This window comes from Sphingomonas sp. FG14, assembly GCF_057809675.1.
Map to the genome: position 1 here is coordinate 56,029 of NZ_JBMDKK010000013.1, position 16,040 is coordinate 72,068.

Annotated in this window: 16 protein-coding genes; 11 read left to right on the forward strand and 5 right to left on the reverse strand. The window is 64.1% G+C overall.

Annotation, left to right across the window (positions count from 1 at the left end):
* Nucleotides 1–19: 19 nt before the first annotated feature.
* Nucleotides 20–1,999: a DNA topoisomerase IV subunit B gene (gene parE / locus ACODTA_RS23395; protein ID WP_489069153.1), complete on the reverse strand. Its 1,980-nt coding sequence runs from the start codon at nt 1,997–1,999 to the stop codon at nt 20–22.
* Nucleotides 2,000–2,162: 163 nt separating this feature from the next.
* Between parE and ACODTA_RS23400 the strand changes: the two genes are divergently transcribed.
* Nucleotides 2,163–2,993 carry an outer membrane protein gene (locus ACODTA_RS23400; RefSeq protein ID WP_489069155.1) on the forward strand — a complete coding sequence of 277 codons (831 nt, stop codon included), beginning with the start codon at nt 2,163–2,165 and terminating at the stop codon, nt 2,991–2,993.
* 52 nt (nt 2,994–3,045) lie between these two features.
* On the opposite strand, the gene ACODTA_RS23405 is transcribed toward ACODTA_RS23400, so the two are convergent.
* Entirely contained in the window at nt 3,046–3,702 is a 657-nt protein-coding gene (locus ACODTA_RS23405) for a GcrA family cell cycle regulator (RefSeq protein WP_489069157.1), read from the reverse strand.
* An 82-nt stretch (nt 3,703–3,784) separates the two neighbouring features.
* Here ACODTA_RS23405 and ACODTA_RS23410 point away from each other — a divergent pair, with 82 nt between their 5' ends.
* Complete coding sequence (locus ACODTA_RS23410; RefSeq protein WP_489069159.1) at nt 3,785–4,642, forward strand: ABC transporter permease; 858 nt, start codon at nt 3,785–3,787, stop codon at nt 4,640–4,642.
* A gap of 52 nt (nt 4,643–4,694) precedes the next feature.
* Here the strand turns inward: ACODTA_RS23410 and ACODTA_RS23415 are convergent, their stop codons facing one another.
* On the reverse strand, nt 4,695–5,006 hold the full coding sequence (locus tag ACODTA_RS23415; RefSeq protein ID WP_489069161.1) for a DUF8200 family protein: 312 nt from the start codon (nt 5,004–5,006) through the stop codon (nt 4,695–4,697).
* Between the two features lie 120 nt (nt 5,007–5,126).
* On the opposite strand from ACODTA_RS23415, the gene ACODTA_RS23420 reads away from it, so the two are divergent.
* From ACODTA_RS23420 to queE, 9 genes are all read left to right on the forward strand, one after another.
* Entirely contained in the window at nt 5,127–6,116 is a 990-nt protein-coding gene (locus tag ACODTA_RS23420; RefSeq protein WP_222989786.1) for an AraC family transcriptional regulator, read from the forward strand.
* 143 nt (nt 6,117–6,259) lie between these two features.
* Entirely contained in the window at nt 6,260–8,845 is a 2,586-nt protein-coding gene (locus tag ACODTA_RS23425; RefSeq protein ID WP_489069163.1) for a TonB-dependent receptor, read from the forward strand.
* On the forward strand, nt 8,842–9,588 hold the full coding sequence (locus tag ACODTA_RS23430) for a hypothetical protein (RefSeq protein WP_489069165.1): 747 nt from the start codon (nt 8,842–8,844) through the stop codon (nt 9,586–9,588). The genes ACODTA_RS23425 and ACODTA_RS23430 overlap by 4 nt, the downstream gene beginning before the upstream one ends.
* 130 nt (nt 9,589–9,718) lie before the next feature.
* Nucleotides 9,719–10,903: an aspartate aminotransferase family protein gene (locus tag ACODTA_RS23435; RefSeq protein ID WP_489069167.1), complete on the forward strand. Its 1,185-nt coding sequence runs from the start codon at nt 9,719–9,721 to the stop codon at nt 10,901–10,903.
* Entirely contained in the window at nt 10,900–11,829 is a 930-nt protein-coding gene (gene argF, locus ACODTA_RS23440; RefSeq protein ID WP_489069169.1) for an ornithine carbamoyltransferase, read from the forward strand. Before ACODTA_RS23435 ends, argF begins: the two co-directional genes overlap by 4 nt.
* An 81-nt stretch (nt 11,830–11,910) precedes the next feature.
* Nucleotides 11,911–12,810 (forward strand): Hsp33 family molecular chaperone HslO, encoded by a 900-nt coding sequence (gene hslO / locus ACODTA_RS23445; protein WP_489069171.1) that lies wholly within the window; start codon nt 11,911–11,913, stop codon nt 12,808–12,810.
* A 147-nt stretch (nt 12,811–12,957) separates the two neighbouring features.
* Nucleotides 12,958–13,341 (forward strand): DUF3617 domain-containing protein, encoded by a 384-nt coding sequence (locus ACODTA_RS23450; protein WP_489069173.1) that lies wholly within the window; start codon nt 12,958–12,960, stop codon nt 13,339–13,341.
* 176 nt (nt 13,342–13,517) lie between these two features.
* Entirely contained in the window at nt 13,518–14,219 is a 702-nt protein-coding gene (queC, locus tag ACODTA_RS23455) for a 7-cyano-7-deazaguanine synthase QueC (protein WP_489069175.1), read from the forward strand.
* The gene (gene queE / locus ACODTA_RS23460) at nt 14,216–14,848 is read left to right on the forward strand and encodes a 7-carboxy-7-deazaguanine synthase (protein WP_489069177.1); all 633 of its coding nucleotides are present in this window, start codon (nt 14,216–14,218) and stop codon (nt 14,846–14,848) included. Before queC ends, queE begins: the two co-directional genes overlap by 4 nt.
* Nucleotides 14,849–14,869: 21 nt before the next feature.
* On the opposite strand, the gene ACODTA_RS23465 is transcribed toward queE, so the two are convergent.
* Both ACODTA_RS23465 and ACODTA_RS23470 read right to left on the reverse strand, forming a co-directional pair.
* Nucleotides 14,870–15,538 carry a hypothetical protein gene (locus ACODTA_RS23465; protein ID WP_489069179.1) on the reverse strand — a complete coding sequence of 223 codons (669 nt, stop codon included), beginning with the start codon at nt 15,536–15,538 and terminating at the stop codon, nt 14,870–14,872.
* A 200-nt stretch (nt 15,539–15,738) separates the two neighbouring features.
* Complete coding sequence (locus tag ACODTA_RS23470; protein ID WP_489069181.1) at nt 15,739–15,993, reverse strand: hypothetical protein; 255 nt, start codon at nt 15,991–15,993, stop codon at nt 15,739–15,741.
* Nucleotides 15,994–16,040: the final 47 nt, after the last annotated feature.

A 16,040-nucleotide genomic window follows, 5' to 3' on the forward strand; every position in this document is an offset into this window, starting at 1 on the left:
TGGCGCGATGATCAGGTGCTCAGGCGTCGATCACCTCTTCATCGACCTGCGCCGCATTCTCCTGGATGAACTGGAAGCGGTGCTCGGGATTCTTGCCCATCAGCCGGTCGACGAGATCGCGGACCTGCGCGCGTTCCTCATATTCCTTGGGCAGGGTGATGCGGATCATGCTGCGCGTCTTGGGATCCATCGTGGTTTCGCGGAGCTGCTGCGGGTTCATCTCGCCCAGGCCCTTGAAGCGGCTGACTTCAACCTTCTTGCCCTTGAACTCGGTCTTTTCCAGTTCGGCGCGATGCGCGTCATCGCGAGCATAGGCGCTCTTGCTGCCGGCGACGAGCCGATAGAGCGGCGGCTGGGCGAGGTAGAGATGACCACGCCGGACGAGATCCGGCATTTCCTGAAAGAAAAAGGTCATCAGCAAGGTTGCGATATGCGCGCCATCGACATCGGCGTCGGTCATGATCACGATGCGTTCGTAGCGCAGATTGTCGGGCACGCATTTCTCGCGCGTGCCGCAACCCAGCGCCAGCGACAGGTCGGCGATTTCCTGGTTTGCGCCGATCTTGGCGCTGTTGGCGGAGGCCACGTTCAGGATCTTGCCGCGGATCGGCAGGATCGCCTGCGTCTTGCGATCGCGCGCCTGCTTGGCGCTGCCGCCCGCGCTGTCACCCTCCACGATGAAAAGTTCGGTGCCGGCGGGGTCGTCGGCCGAACAATCGGTCAGCTTGCCCGGCAGGCGCAGCTTGCGTGCCGACGTCGCGGTCTTGCGCTTGACATCTCGCTCGGCCTTGCGGCGCAGCCGGTCGTCCATCCGTTCGAGCACGAAGCCGAGCAGTGCCTTGCCGCGATCCATGTTGTCGGCAAGGTAATGGTCGAAATGGTCGCGTACCGCGCGCTCCACCAGTGTCGACGCTTCGGGCGAGGTCAGGCGGTCCTTGGTCTGGCTCTGGAACTGCGGATCGCGGATGAAGACCGAGAGCATCAGCTCCGATCCGGTCATCACGTCCTCTGCCGTGATATCCTTGGCCTTTTTCTGGCCGACCAGTTCGCCGAAGCCCCGGATACCGCGCACGAGCGCGGCGCGGAGGCCCGCCTCATGCGTACCGCCATCGGGCGTCGGAATGGTGTTGCAATACCAGCTATAGCTGCCCTCGGACCAGAGCGGCCAGGCGACCGCCCATTCGACACGGCCCTGGGCGTCCGGAAAATCCTGCGATCCGGCGAAGAAATCGCTGGTGGCGCATTCGCGCCCGCCAAGCTGTTCGCGCAGATGATCGGCAAGGCCGCCGGGGAACTGGAACACGGCCTCGGCCGGGGTGTCGTCGCTGATCAGTTCGGGCGCGCATTTCCAGCGGATTTCGACGCCCGCGAACAGGTACGCCTTGGAACGCGCGAGGCGATAGAGCCGCTGCGGCTTGAAATGCAGGATATCGCCGAAGATCTCGTGATCCGGCACGAAGGAGACGCTGGTGCCGCGCCGGTTCTGAGTCGGCCCCAGCTTTTCCAGCGGCGACATCACTTGCCCCCGGGCGAAGCGCTGACGGAACACTTCCTTGTTGCGCGCGACTTCGATGACGGTCTCGACGGAGAGCGCGTTGACGACCGAAACGCCCACGCCATGCAGACCACCCGAGGTCGCATAGGCCTTGCCCGCGAATTTTCCGCCCGAGTGGAGCGTGGTCATGATGACCTCGAGCGCTGACTTGCCGGGGAATTTGGGATGGGGGTCGACCGGGATGCCCCGGCCATTGTCGACGATGGTGAGCCGGTTGCCCGGCTCCAGCATGACTTCGATGCGCGTGGCATGGCCGGCGACGGCTTCGTCCATGGCATTGTCGAGCACTTCGGCGGCCAGGTGATGCAGCGCGCGTTCGTCGGTGCCGCCGACATACATGCCGGGGCGGCGGCGTACGGGTTCCAGCCCTTCCAGAACTTCGATCGCGGAAGCGTCGTAATTGCCGGATGTCTGGGAAACGGAGGCGAACAGATCGTCGGACATGGACTAGCTATGATGGAGCGGAGTCGCGCTGGCAAGCCGCCGTTGCTGGCGATCGGCTGCCTTTGTGGCAAATGTGCAACGCCGGAATAAAGATCAAAATGGTGTGGATCATTTGCTGCGCCGCACGCGTTTGGGTTGGGCTTTTGCCTGTAAGGAGTAGCGTATGCGTACCCAGTTTTCCGCCGTGGCGATGATCGCCGCGGTGCTTTCGGCCGCGCCGGCCATGGCCCAATCGAGCGAGGATAGCTGGACCGGCTTTTATGTCGGCGGTTCGGTCGGCGCGACGGTCCAGCCGAACGACCAGGGCTCGTCGATCCTGTTCGACACCAATCAGGACGGCGATTTCAACAATGTCGTCAATACTTCGGGCGGCGCAAATGCGTTCTCGCCCGGCTTCTGCAACGGTGCCGCCACCAGTACGGCGCCCACCGCGTGCCGCAACGACAAGGACGGGATCGAATATTTCGGCCATGTCGGCTTCGACAAGCAGATGGGCAATTTCGTGCTCGGTGCGGTCGGCGAATTCGGCAAGAACGATATCCGCGACAGCGTGAGCGGCTTCAGCACGACGCCTGCGTCCTACACCTTCACCCGCAGCCTGAAGTACAGCGCGGGCCTGCGTCTGCGCGCGGGCTATACCCCCAATGGCAAGACCCTGTTCTATGCGACGGGCGGTGGCGCCTATGGCAAGGTGCGCAACAGCTTCACCACGACGAACACCGCGAACAGCTTCACCGACAACGGCAATTCGGATGCATGGGGATGGACGGCTGGTGGTGGCGTCGATCAGAAGATCGGATCGAACTTCTCGATCGGCCTCCAATATCTCTACACCAATCTCAACAATGACGATTATGTCGTGCGCGCCGGTCCCGGCACCGCGCCGCCGACCAATCCGTTTCTGCTGGTGAATTCCAGCGGCACGGACATGCAGCGCAGCGACGACAAGTTCCGCTACCACAGCATTCGGGCGACGGCGTCGTTCCGGTTCTGAGCGGCTTGACGAGCAAAGAAAAAGGCCGGCGTTTCCGCCGGCCTTTTTTGTTTCAGCGCACGCGCGGCCCGCCAAAAGGCAGCGGCGGCGGCGGCCGGCGGTCGCGGCGCGGAAGCTGCGCCTGATAGGCCTGGCCGCAATGCTGGACGCAATAGGGGAAGCCCGGGTTCACCTGATCGCCACAGAAATGGAAATCGGGTTCGCCAGGATGGCCCATCGGCCATTTGCAGATCTTGTCGTTGAGATCGAGCAGGCTCGTCTTGCCCGCCACGTCCGCGCTCGGCTTGGCTGGAACCAGCCGGCGGGGCGGGGCGGGCGGGATCGGCGCCTGCTGATCGCCCGGGCCCTGGCGCAGGAAACCGCCGGGGCCGATCGAGCGCAAAATGGGTTCGGCCGGCTGCGCCGGGGTGGCAGGTGCTGCCGGAGCGGCGGCGACAGGCGGACGCGGCGCGGGTGCCGGGCGCGGAGCCGGGGCGGCGGTCGGCTGTGGTGCCGCCTCCGCTTTCTTGGGTGCCGCCGGTTTCTTGGGCGGCGGATTGCCGTCCTTTTCCTTCACGGGCGAAGGGCGCGACTGGAGGCCCAGCCGATGCGCCTTGCCGATCACGGCATTACGGCTGACGCCGCCGAGTTCCACCGCGATCTGGCTGGCGGTCATGCCGCCTTCCCACATGGTCTTGAGCTGGTCGATGCGTTCGTCGGTCCAGGCCATGGATGCTCCTCAAAAAATCAAATCTCTGTGCCCGTATCGTCCAGCTTGCGGGCTGCATGCGAAGCCGATAGGCGATCAGGCGATGAACGACCACCCCGATTCAACGACGGATGCGCCCGGCGGGTTCGCCCCCGTCATGGGCCGCGAGCCTGGCGTGCCGCTGATCCGCAATGTGAACTGGGGTGGATTGCGCGCACTCTATATCAAGGAGGTGCGACGTTTCTTCAAGGTCCAGCTCCAGACGATCTGGGCCCCGGCGATCACAACGCTGCTGTTTCTGGTGATTTTCTCGGTTGCGCTGGGCGGTTCCGGCCGCACGGTGATGGGCGTTCCCTTCCCGGATTTCATCGCGCCCGGCCTCATCATCATGGGGATGATGCAGAACGCCTTCGCCAATTCCAGCTTCTCGCTGCTGGTCGGCAAGATCCAGGGAACGATCGTCGATTATCTGATGCCGCCGCTTTCGACGAGCGAACTGCTGGCGGCTTTGTGCGCCGGGGCGGTGACGCGCGCGATCCTGGTCGGGCTCACGGTCTGGGGCGCGATGGCGCTGTGGCCTGGCGTCCATGTGACACCCAGCCATCCCTGGGCGATCGTCTGGTTCGGCCTGATGGGATCGTTGTTCCTGGCGCTGCTCGGTGTGCTGACATCGATCTGGGCGGAGAAATTCGACCATGCCGCGGCTGTCACCAATTTCGTGATCGCGCCGCTCTCGCTGCTGTCGGGCACCTTCTATTCGGTCGATCGGCTGGCGCCGCTGTTCCAGGGGATCAGCCATGCCAATCCGTTCTTCTATGTCATCTCGGGCTTTCGCTACGGATTTCTGAGTGAGGCGGATTCGCCGATCCTGTTCGGTGCGCTGTTGCTGTTCGTGCTGAACGCTGCGCTTGGCGCGCTATGCTACGCGCTGCTGCGCTCGGGCTGGAAGATCAAGAGCTAGCACAGTTGGCCGTTCGGCCCATTCGGAACCGAACGGCGACTGATCCTGAGTGTCAGGATGCCCTAGCTCCCTTGTTGCAGGCAGCGAGTTGTTCGCTGTCGAGCGTCATCTCGCCGATCGTGAAGGTTTCCACCGTCCCCACTTTGCGCGCCAGATCCTTGCAGGTCCGTTCGGCGGCGACGCGGCGCTGATCCGTCGGTCCCTGGCACTTGCCGTCGGTGCAGCGCCACACTTTGCCGTCAATCACGATCTGTGCGGGCAGCGCCGCGCCGCCGCCGATGGTCGCGATGCCTGTGGGCGCTGCGAATGCCGTTGCCGGAACGATCGCGAGCGCGGAAAGGCAGAGGGAAAGGACGCGTTTCATCGGGATACTCCCATTCAGTGTCGATCAGGTTCGATTGCGATCGGCGCAATACGCTTGCGACTCTGGATGATCTATGGGTACAAAACCGTGTTTCCTTGCTGATCGTCCAGGGGATTGAGAATGGACGCGATCGACGACGTGTTTGGTGCGATGCGGACTCACACCGCGCTCTATTGCCGGATCGAAGGCAGCGCGCCCTGGGGCGTCGCCTTTGTCCGCGGGCGCGCGGCGCGCTTCGGGCTGGTCGTGCGCGGCGGATGCTGGCTGACGGTGGATGGCGGCGAACCGATCGCGCTGACGGCCGGCGATTGCTACGTCATCGCACATGGCGCCCAATATTCGCTGCAGGATCGGCCCGATTCTCCGACGCGATTCTGTTTCGATGCGCTGCGCGAGCATAGTCATCATGTCGTGCGGTTGGGTGGCGGCGGCGAGCCGGCGACTGTGGTCACCGGCTGGTTCATGTTCGACACATTGGGCGCCAAGCCGCTGTTCGACCTGATGCCGGAACTGATCCTGACGCGGATGGACGATGATCGTTCGCAGATGATCCAGACGACGCTCCAACTCTTCGCCACGGAGACGGGGCGGCGGGAAATGGGCACCTCGATCGTGGTGAGCCGGCTGGCGGATATTCTCTTCATCCAGGCGATCCGCGCCTATGCGCAAAGCGCGGGCGACGAGGCCGGCGGATGGCTGGGAGCGCTCGGTGATGCGCGGCTGGCATCGGTGTTCAGCGCGATCCATACATCGGTCGAACATGGCTGGACCGTCGAGGAACTGGCCGGGATCGCGGGCATGTCGCGATCCGCCTTCGCCGCGCGTTTCCGCGAGCGCGTCGGCCTGACCCCGCTCGATTACGTGACGCGCTGGCGGATGTTCCGCGCCGGCACGATGCTGCGGCGGAAACAGGGATCGGTGGCGGAAGTGGCCCACCGGATCGGCTATGAGAACGAGTCCGCCTTTTCCAAGGCGTTCAAGCGCACGACGGGGGTGACGCCCGGCGTGTATCGCCGTTCGGCGGGGGAGGCAGCGATCCGCCCGCCTCGCGCCGAGCCGCATCCGCGCGCGGATGGGAGAAGCGCCACGGCCACGGCGGACGCCGCCTGACGCCCGATCTGTGAACAGGCCCCGATCTGTGAACAGGCTTTGTGACGGCTGTCGCCGTCAAATCGTCATGAAAGCGCAACCGATCTAACACCGCGCTGCAATCGCGCCTGCCTATCGGCCCCCTCGACAAAAAGGGGTTTGATATGCGCATGATTCTTTCTGGCGGCGTCTCGCTGCTTGCGATGTTGGCGGCTGCACCTGCGCTGGCGCAGGACGCAGGCGGCGAAGCGCCGGGCGACGAGATCGTCGTGACCGGACAGCGCGCCCAGCAGGAGCGCTCGATCGAGCTCAAGCGCGATGCGATCGGAATCCTCGACGTCGCCGCCGCCGACGAGATCGGCCAATTGCCCGATCGCAACGTCGCTGAGGTGATCGAACGGTTGCCCGGCGTCGGCGTGCAATATGACCAGGGCGAAGGGCGGTATGTCGCGATCCGGGGGATCCCGTCCGACCTCAACAATTATACCGTCAACGGCTTTGAACTGGGTAATCCCGATGGCAATACGCGGCGGTTGCCGCTCGACGTGGTCTCCGGACAGCTTCTCAATCGCGTCGAGGTGACCAAGGCCAAGACGGCTGATCTCGACGGACAGGGCATCGGCGGCACCGTCAATCTCGTCACCCAGACCGCGTTCGACTTCCGCGAGCCCTTCATCGTCAGCGCCAATGCTCAGGTCGGCTATCAGACGCTCAACGACAAGGCGCCGATCCGTGGCGATGTCAGCCTGGGTGGCCGCTTCGGCGCCGACGAGCAGTTCGGCATCCTGGTGGGGGCCGCCTACTCCAAGCGCGATTTCCAGAGCTTCGGCATCTTCCCCGACGATTGGGCCGATTATCCGGGCGCGAAGCGCGGGGGTATGCCGATCAACAACAAGTTCACCGACTATCAGCTTGAACGCGAGCGCATCGGCGCGGTCGGATCGCTCGACTGGCGGATCGGCGACACGACGCAGCTCTATGTTCGCGGTCTCTACAGCAAGTTCACCGAGAATGAGTATCGCCAGCGTTACCGGATCGACTTCGCCACCGCCGCCCAGCGTGCCGCCGGCACCGTGACACTCAATCCCGATGGCGTGACCGGTGTTTCCACCGTGACCGAGCAACGTTCGGATCTGCGGCTGGAATATAAGGAAAAATCGGTCCTGGTCGGCATGCTCGGCGGCAAGACAGAGTTGGACGACTGGATTTTCGACTATGGTCTTGCGCGCTCGCACAATCGGGTGGTGGAGCCCAACGAGCTCTGGCAGTTTCGCGGCAATCCCGGCGCCGTCGATTTCGACTTTTCGGACAAGCTGTTCACCGCGACGCCGCGCACGCCGCTCACCCCCACCGGCCTCGGTTTCCGCCAATATACGGTGCAGGATGAAAGCGGCGACGAATATATCTGGACCGGCCGGCTCGATGTGACGCGCAAGCTGGCGCTGGGAGAGAACAGCTTCATCAAGCTCGGCGGCAAATATCGTGCGACCGACAAGGATTTCGATTCAAACAATACCGTCTATGCGCGCGGCGCCAATGCCGCGACGCGCTTCACGCTCGGCCAGTTCAACCTCCAGGGCGATCCGGTCACGTCTTATGCGCGTCGAGGACGAGGATATCTGATCACGCCGACGATCGGCGCCGATGCGATCGCGGCCTTCACGAAGGATCCGGCGAACGCCAAATATTTCGTGCTCGACACCGCGACTTCGCTCGCCAACGCGACCTTGCTCGACATCGATCTCGATGAGAATATCGCCTCGGGCTATGTCATGGCCAATCTCGATTTCGGCGCGATCACGGTCACGCCGGGCCTGCGCGTCGAACGCACCGACCTGACCATCCAGGGCTTCCAGCTTCAGAACGGTACCAATGTGGTGCCGGTGACCGAGCGCCACAAATATACCGATTTCCTGCCCAGCCTGATCATCCGCGTCGAACCGGCGCGGAACATGGTGATGCGCTTCGCCTACACGCGCAGCGTCGGACGGCCCAATTATTCGGACCTGACGCCGGGCGGCGCGATCTCCTACGAGGATAATGGCGACGGAACCTTCGACGGATCGGTCTCGCTCGGCAATCCACAGCTCAAGCCCTATGTGTCCGACGGGCTCGACGCGACCGCGGAATGGTATTTCGCCAAGGGCGGCATGCTCTCGATCGGCGCCTTCGCCAAGTTCATCAAGAACCCGATCTACACCAGCAGCTACACGCTGCTGAACACGCCCTATGGTGGGCGAACCTATGCGATCCTGGGTTTTTCGCAAAAGCTCAACGGCGACAGCGCCGAGATACTGGGGCTTGAGGCTGCCTATCGCCAGCAATTCGATTTCCTGCCCGGTCTTTGGTCGGGCTTCGGTATCGAAGCCAATGTGACCTTCATCGACTCCGACCTGACCGTGCCGGGGCGCGTCGATCCCGCCGCCTTCCCCGAACAGTCCGAACTGCTCTTCGGTGCGCAACTCTTCTACCAGAAAGGCCCGATCGAGGCGTCGATCGCCTATCACCATACCGGCCGGGCCTTGATCTCGCTGGGCACCAATACACTGACCGATCAGCATAATGACGCTCTCCGCCGTCTTGATGCCAAGGCGAGCTTCGCGATCACCGAGAATATCAAGCTGTTCTTCGAGGCGCAGAACCTGACCGACGAGCCGACCCGCCAATATCAGGGCGAGCGACGCGACTGGGTCATCCAGAACGAACGCTATGGCCGGACCTTCTACGCCGGCGCGTCGGTGCGCTTTTGATCGCCGCGCTCGCTCTTTCGCTCGCCGCCATCGCCGCGCCCGAAGCCGGGCAGGGCGTGGCGGCCGGGCCAGCCCATGTCTATGCGATCGACAATGCGGAGATCGGCAAATACGACAAGAGCAGCGGCCGACGCGTGGCGCATTGGCAAGGCGATCGCGCCTTGTTCCCGCACATCAACAGTTGCACGGTGGTGAAGGCCCGACTGGTTTGCGCCGCTTCCAACTATCCGCAGGTGCCGATGGCGAGCAGTGTCGAGATCTTCGACGCGAAGACGCTGCGCCATATCCGCACGCACAGCCTGGGGCGGATGTACGGATCACTGACCGTGCTCGATTGGTATCGCGGCGCCTGGTGGGCAGTGTTCGCCAATTATGACGATCGCGGCGGCGAGGCCGGGCGTGACCATCGCTTCACCACGCTGGTGAAGATGGATGCGGCGTTTCGGCCGCTCGAATCCTGGCTGTTTCCGGATGCTGTCCTTGAGCGCTTCGCGCCGAAAAGCGCTTCCGGAGCGGCCTGGGGCGATGATGGGCTGCTTTATGTGAGCGGCCATGACCGGCCCGAAATCTATGCATTGCGGCTGCCCGAGGCGGGCACGCGGCTCAAACTGGTCGCAACGCTGCCGGTGCCCACGCCCGGACAGGCGATCGACTGGGATCCCGTGGCGCCGCGCACGCTGTGGAGCATCGATCGCAAGGCCGCGAAAATGGTCTCCACACCCATCCCAGCCATCGCGCGCTAAAGGTCGTGTAGGGCAAAATACGCGGGGTTGTTGAGCCGCGCGCGCGCCTGTATAGCGCGCTACGCGCGAGGCGACCGTCACGGGTCGCCTTTTTGCGTTTTTGCCGATCTCAAGGAGGAGTACCCAAGCGATGACCATCACGCCTCTCATGCCCGTCTATCCGCGGAGTGAGGTGCGTCCGGTCCGAGGCGAGGGCTGCTACCTGATCGGCGAACGCGGCGAACGATATCTCGATTTCGCCAGCGGCATCGCGGTGAACCTGCTGGGGCACGGCCATCCGCACCTGACCAGGGCGATTCAGGATCAGGCGGCGACGTTGATGCACGTCTCCAATCTCTACGGTTCGCCGCAGGGTGAGGCCTTTGCGCAGCGGCTGGTGGAAAACACCTTCGCCGACACCGTCTTCTTCACCAATTCGGGGGCGGAAGCGGTCGAATGCTCGATCAAGACCGCGCGCCGCTATCACCACGTCAAGGGCAACGGTCACAAGCATGAACTGATCGCCTTCTCCAACGCGTTCCACGGCCGCACGCTCGGCACGATCAGCGCGACCAACCAGGAGAAGATGCGCGACGGGTTCGAGCCGCTGCTGCCCGGTTTCGGCTATGCCCAGTTCGACGACCTCGAAGGTGCCAAGGCGTTGATGAGCGAGCGCACCGCCGGTTTCCTGGTCGAGCCGATCCAGGGCGAGGGCGGCATCCGTCCGGCGAGCGACGCCTTCATGAAGGGGCTGCGCCAGCTCTGCGACGAGAACGACCTGATGCTGGTGCTCGACGAGGTTCAGAGCGGTGTTGCGCGCAGCGGCACGCTCTATGCCTATGAGCAGTACGGCATCGAGCCCGATATCATGGCGACCGCCAAGGGCATTGGCGGCGGTTTCCCGATGGGCGCGTGCCTGGCGACCGAAAAGGCGGCGGCCGGCATGGTCATTGGCACGCATGGCTCCACCTATGGCGGCAATCCGCTCGCCATGGCGGCCGGTCAGGCGGTCTTCGACGTGATTCTGGAACCGGGTTTCCTCGAACAGGTCAACCGGATGGGCGATCGGCTGGTTCAGGCGCTCGAACAATTCATTCCCAATCATGACGACCTGTTCGAAGGCGTGCGCGGTCGCGGGCTGATGCTCGGGCTCAAGATGAAGGTCGATAGCCGCGCCTTCGTCGCGCATCTGCGCAAGTACGGGCTGTTGACGGTGGCGGCGGGCGACAATGTCGTTCGCGTCCTGCCGCCGCTGGTGATCGAGGATGCGCATGTCGCGGAGTTTATCGAGAAGCTCTCGCTTGGCGCCTCCACCTACGGGTCACCTGTCGAATGACCCGGCATTTCCTCGATCTCGCCGATGCGGGCGGCGACGCGGTCGCCGCGATGCTGGCCAATGCGCTCGACCGCAAGGCCGCGCGCAAGGGCATGCCCAAGGGGCAGGCCGATCGTGATGCGCCGCTTGCCGGCCATGTGCTGGGCATGATCTTCGAGAAGAACTCTACGCGTACGCGCGTTTCGTTCGACATGGCGATCCGTCAACTCGGCGGCACCAGTATCGTGATGGATGCGGGCACCACGCAGCTCGGCCGCGGCGAGACCGTGGCCGACACCGCGCGTGTGCTCAGCCGTTATGTCGATGCGATCATGATCCGCACTGACGACCATGCGAAGATCCGCGAAATGGCGGATTATGCGACCGTGCCGGTGATCAACGGGCTGACGGACGCCTCGCATCCCTGCCAGGTCGTCGCCGATCTGCTGACCGTGATCGAGCATGGCAAGGCGCTGCCCGGCTCGAAATGGGCATGGCTGGGTGACGGCAACAATGTGCTTCATTCCATCGTCGAGGCGGCGGGGTTGCTCAAATTCTCGGTCGCGATCGGTTGCCCGGCGGGTTACGATCCCAGCGGTGGTTATGTGGAGGCGGCGCGCGCGCGCGGCGCCGATATCCGCATCTTCCGCGACGCGCGCGCCGCCGCCGCCGATGCCGATGTGGTCGTCACCGATACCTGGATCTCGATGGGGCAGGCTCATGCCGAAGAGAAGCTGGCGGCGATGATGCCCTATCAGGTGACCAGCGAGTTGATGGCCTATGCCCGATCGGATGCGGTGTTCCTCCACTGTTTGCCCGCGCATCGCGGGGAGGAAGTGGTCGACGCCGTGATCGACGGCCCCCGTTCGGTGATCTGGGACGAGGCGGAGAACCGGCTGCACGCTCAGAAGTCCGTCCTGCTCTGGGCGCTTGGCCGCATCGGTTGAACCGCGCGACCTGAAGCCTATCTTTGTCCTTCCCGCATGGGCGGGAGGGACATCGGGGCGTGCCCCCGCGGAAATGAGATCATGACAGCCAATCTCGATACTTTGCTCGGTTTCACCATCCCCGGCCATCATGCGCGCGGGCGACTGGTGCGGCTCGGGCCGGTGCTGGACGAGGTTCTCGTCGCGCACAATTATCCGCCGGCGATCGAGAAGGTGCTGGCGGAGGCGTTGGCGCTGACCGCCTTGCTCGGTTCGACGCTGAAGGACGATGCCGGGCAGATGACCCTGCAGGCGCAGACCGAGAATGGCGTGATCGACTTGCTGGTCTGCGACTATCGCGGCGGCGAACTGCGCGGCTATGTGAAGTTCGATGGGGACCGGCTTGCCGAGATCCCGGCCGAACCGACGCTTTTCGCGCTGTTCGGCAAAGGGTATCTCGCCATCACCTTCGACCAGGCGGTGTCGGGCGAGCGCTATCAGGGCATCGTGCCACTGGAGGGCGCGTCGCTGGCCGACGCGGCCGAGAATTACTTCTGCCAGTCCGAACAAATCCCGACACTTGTCCGTTTCGCCGCGCTGCAAGGCGGCGATGACGGATGCCGTGTGGGCGGCCTGCTGCTCCAGCATCTGCCGGAGGGCGAGGAGGGGCGCGAGCGGCTTCATACCCGGCTCGATCATCCCGAATGGGAGCATGTCCGCATGCTTGGCGAAACCATCCGGGGCGAGGAACTGACCGATTCCGAATTGCCGCTGGAGACCCTGGTCTGGCGCCTGTTCAACGAGGAGGACGAGGTCCGGCTGCTGGCCGAGGCGCCGCTCCGCAAGGGATGCCGTTGCGATCCGACGCATATCCGCGACGTCATCGGCCGCTTCCCGGCGGACGAACGACGCGAGATGGCGGGTGAGGGCGGGATCATCAGCGTCGACTGCGCCTTTTGCGCGCGGATTTTCCCGATCCCGCTTGAGAAGGTGGAAAGCTGACGGGGCTTGAAGCCGCGCCTGCGGACATTATGTGATCTGCGTAACGATTCGCCGCATCTGGGTTGCAGCGGCGGGTCGGCACTGTTCCGGCGAGGGAAACAGATGATGCGCGCGACCCGTTTTCGATTCATGATTCCTGTTGCCGGCTTGGCTCTGGCGATTCTGGCGGGCAGCACCGCGCCTGCGGGGCAGGCGGAGCGTCCTGCCGAATTGCCTGCCCTGCGGAGCATCGAGCGCGGCATGTGGGAACTGCGCGTGCGTGGCTCAAGCGCGCCACCGCGCAAGCTGTGCGTCGCCGATCCATCGATGCTGGTGCAGATCCAGCATGGCGGCGGGACTTGCTCTCGCTTCGTGATCGACAGCCAGCCCAATCGCGCGACCGTCCATTATACCTGTCCGGGGGCCGGCCATGGCCGGACAAGCATTCGCGTCGAGAGCAGCCGCATCCTGCAGATCGAATCGCAGGGTATCGCGAACAACGCGCCGTTCAACGTCAGTTACGAGGCGCGGCACGCCGGCGCCTGCCGCTGAAGCTTAATCGGATGTTCACGCTTTCGCGCTAGAACGGGACTGTGCCGGGTTCGGCACGCTTTCCTCCCTAGCAGGCTATAAGCCTAACCTGGGCCGCTCCGAAACCGGACGCGGCCCGTTTGTTGGGGGCTGGCGGCCTTGCCAGCACGGCGTTGAGCGCGTAGCCCCCGGCGATCATGACGAGCGATACATCCAATGGCGCGCGGCGCGCGGTCGTCCTGCTGTCCGGCGGGCTCGATTCGATGGTCTGCGCCGGCCTCGCGCGTGAGGCGGGCTTCAGCGTGCTCGCGCTCACCATCAATTACAATCAGCGCCATCTGGTCGAACTGGCCGCCGCGCGGCGGATCGCGCACCGGATCGGCGCCGAGCGGCATGTGGTCTTGCCGCTCGATCTGCGCAGTTTCGGCGGATCGGCGCTGACCGACGATATCGCGGTGCCGCATGACGGCGTGGAGGACGGCATTCCCGTCACCTATGTGCCGGCGCGCAACACGATCTTCCTGTCGGTCGCGCTGGGATGGGCCGAAGCCGCCGGCGCGCGCGACATCTTCGTCGGGGTCAATGCGCTCGATTATTCGGGTTATCCCGATTGCCGCCCTGAATTCATCGCCGCGTTCGAAAGCCTGGCCGAGGTCGCGACCAAGGCGGGCGTCGAAGGCGCGCCCTTCCGGATCCATGCGCCGCTCCAGCATCTCGGCAAGGCCGAGATCGCGCGGGAGGCCTATCGGCTGGGCCTGGATAGCGGGCTCGCCTGGTCCTGCTACGATCCGACGCCACAGGGGCAACCCTGCGGTACTTGCGACAGTTGTCGGCTGCGCGCCAAGGGTTTCGCGGAAGCCGGGCTGGTCGATCACGGCGCGCCCGCCGCCGACCAATGAGCTACGCCGTCAAGGAGATGTTCCTGACGCTCCAGGGGGAGGGGCGTCAGGCCGGGCGCCGCGCCGTCTTTCTGCGTTTCGCCGGCTGCAATCTCTGGACGGGGCGCGAACAGGATCGTGCCGATGCGATCTGCCGCTTCTGCGATACTGATTTTGTCGGCCTCGATGGCACGGATGGCGGCCGCTATCCCGAAGCGGCCGCGCTCGCCGCGAGGGCCGGTGCCATCTGGGGTGAAGACAGGGCTTATGCCTATATCGTCTGCACCGGCGGGGAGCCGCTGCTTCAGCTCGACGAGGCCTTGATCGCCGCGCTGCACGGCGAGGGCTTCGAGGTTGCGGTGGAAACCAATGGCACGATCGCGGCACCGCCGGGGCTCGACTGGATCTGTGTCAGTCCCAAGGCTGGATCGGAAGTGGTCCAGCGATCGGGAGACGAACTCAAGCTGGTCTGGCCGCAGCCGGGCAGCGATGTCGATGCGATGGAAAGCTGGGATTTCGGCTGTCTCCTCGTCCAGCCAATGGACGATGCGCGTGGCGAGGAGAATGTGCGCGCAGCGATCGACTTCGCGATGGCGCGCCCGAAATGGCGGCTTTCACTCCAGACCCACAAGCATCTCGGCCTGCGATAGGCCTGCGCCTGTACGGCCTGCTTATTGCAGGCCGGGGCAGTTCTTCTTGAGCAGGTTCTTCTTGTCCCAGCATTTGGGATCATAGGTGACGCGCTTCGCTTGATAGGGCGGCATCAGAAAGCGCGAGAATTGCTGTTCTCCCATCGGGATCATGCTGTTGCGCAATTCGCGCATGCGCCGCGACGCGATGTCGCCCATGCCGTTGCTGGGTGCGAACAGCGCCGCGCGGCCGACGCGGCTGGCGGTCAGGCAGAAGCCCAGCTGGCCCTGCACCGTCGAGAAGCCGAGATAGGTGCGCGTGCCATATTGGTCGATCGCCATCTGCGCCGCCTTCGGCGTCTTGTTCGTGCGTTTGAAATAGCCGTTGAGCGTATTGTACGCCTTGGTGAATTCGCCGGCGCGATCCTTGATCAGGTAATTATATTGGTTCAGCGTCAGCAGCGAGGGTTCGAACTGGCATTGCAGCGCCGCGACGTTGAGCGCCGCGCGCAGGCTCCAGACCAGTCCCGCATGAAGTTCCTCGGGCTTGGCGCCGGGCAGGGGGGAAAGCACGCCCGCCTCGCCGCCGGTGACCGGCGCGCCGCTGAAGTCAGGGGATTTCAGGAAGATCTGGGCATTGGCGATACCCGTCGATGCCAGGAATCCTGCTGCCGCCAGCGCGACTGCCACGATGTTACGCACACTCTTCATAATCGTATTCAATGCCTTCCGCTCAGCATAATTCCTAAGGATTAGGTGAATCAGGCTCAAGCGTGAAGCGCCTTTTCGTCGTGTCGTTCGCACGACCGGTCGTACGACGCCGAGACATGGCCAAGAAAAAGGGCCGCCCGACATGCCGGGCGGCCCTTTCCGTCAGCACTCCCCGGGTGGGGAGGCCCGATCTCATGCGATCAGGAAGCGCTGCTCGTCGCGTTGGCGTCGACCGCGTTGTCGGCAGCCATGTTCTCGGCATTGCCCATCGCGGCGTCGGTGTTGGTCATCATGTCGTTCGTGGTGCCGTCCATCATTGCGTCTTCGGCGTTCATTTCTTCGACATTGGCGGTCGTGTTGTTCTCGGCGGGCTGGCTGCTGCCGCAGGCCGCGACGAGAAGCGCCGCGCCGGCCACAGCGGAACCGGTCATCAGCTTCGAGATCATGTCACGCATTTGAAACTCCCTAGTTGCCAGGATCTGGCGGCCCTCTGGCCTTTTCC

Bases quoted from the DNA above. Each gene is read 5' to 3' on its own strand.
- ACODTA_RS23470 (WP_489069181.1), bottom strand. From the start codon at position 15,993: ATGCGTGACATGATCTCGAAGCTGATGACCGGTTCCGCTGTGGCCGGC.
- ACODTA_RS23425 (WP_489069163.1), top strand. From the start codon at position 6,260: ATGCGCATGATTCTTTCTGGCGGCGTCTCGCTGCTTGCGATGTTGGCG.
- ACODTA_RS23405 (WP_489069157.1), bottom strand. From the start codon at position 3,702: ATGGCCTGGACCGACGAACGCATCGACCAGCTCAAGACCATGTGGGAA.
- parE (WP_489069153.1), bottom strand. From the start codon at position 1,999: ATGTCCGACGATCTGTTCGCCTCCGTTTCCCAGACATCCGGCAATTAC.
- ACODTA_RS23400 (WP_489069155.1), top strand. From the start codon at position 2,163: ATGCGTACCCAGTTTTCCGCCGTGGCGATGATCGCCGCGGTGCTTTCG.
- ACODTA_RS23435 (WP_489069167.1), top strand. From the start codon at position 9,719: ATGACCATCACGCCTCTCATGCCCGTCTATCCGCGGAGTGAGGTGCGT.
- argF (WP_489069169.1), top strand. From the start codon at position 10,900: ATGACCCGGCATTTCCTCGATCTCGCCGATGCGGGCGGCGACGCGGTC.
- queC (WP_489069175.1), top strand. From the start codon at position 13,518: ATGACGAGCGATACATCCAATGGCGCGCGGCGCGCGGTCGTCCTGCTG.
- ACODTA_RS23420 (WP_222989786.1), top strand. From the start codon at position 5,127: ATGGACGCGATCGACGACGTGTTTGGTGCGATGCGGACTCACACCGCG.
- ACODTA_RS23415 (WP_489069161.1), bottom strand. From the start codon at position 5,006: ATGAAACGCGTCCTTTCCCTCTGCCTTTCCGCGCTCGCGATCGTTCCG.
- ACODTA_RS23465 (WP_489069179.1), bottom strand. From the start codon at position 15,538: ATGAAGAGTGTGCGTAACATCGTGGCAGTCGCGCTGGCGGCAGCAGGA.
- queE (WP_489069177.1), top strand. From the start codon at position 14,216: ATGAGCTACGCCGTCAAGGAGATGTTCCTGACGCTCCAGGGGGAGGGG.
- hslO (WP_489069171.1), top strand. From the start codon at position 11,911: ATGACAGCCAATCTCGATACTTTGCTCGGTTTCACCATCCCCGGCCAT.
- ACODTA_RS23410 (WP_489069159.1), top strand. From the start codon at position 3,785: ATGAACGACCACCCCGATTCAACGACGGATGCGCCCGGCGGGTTCGCC.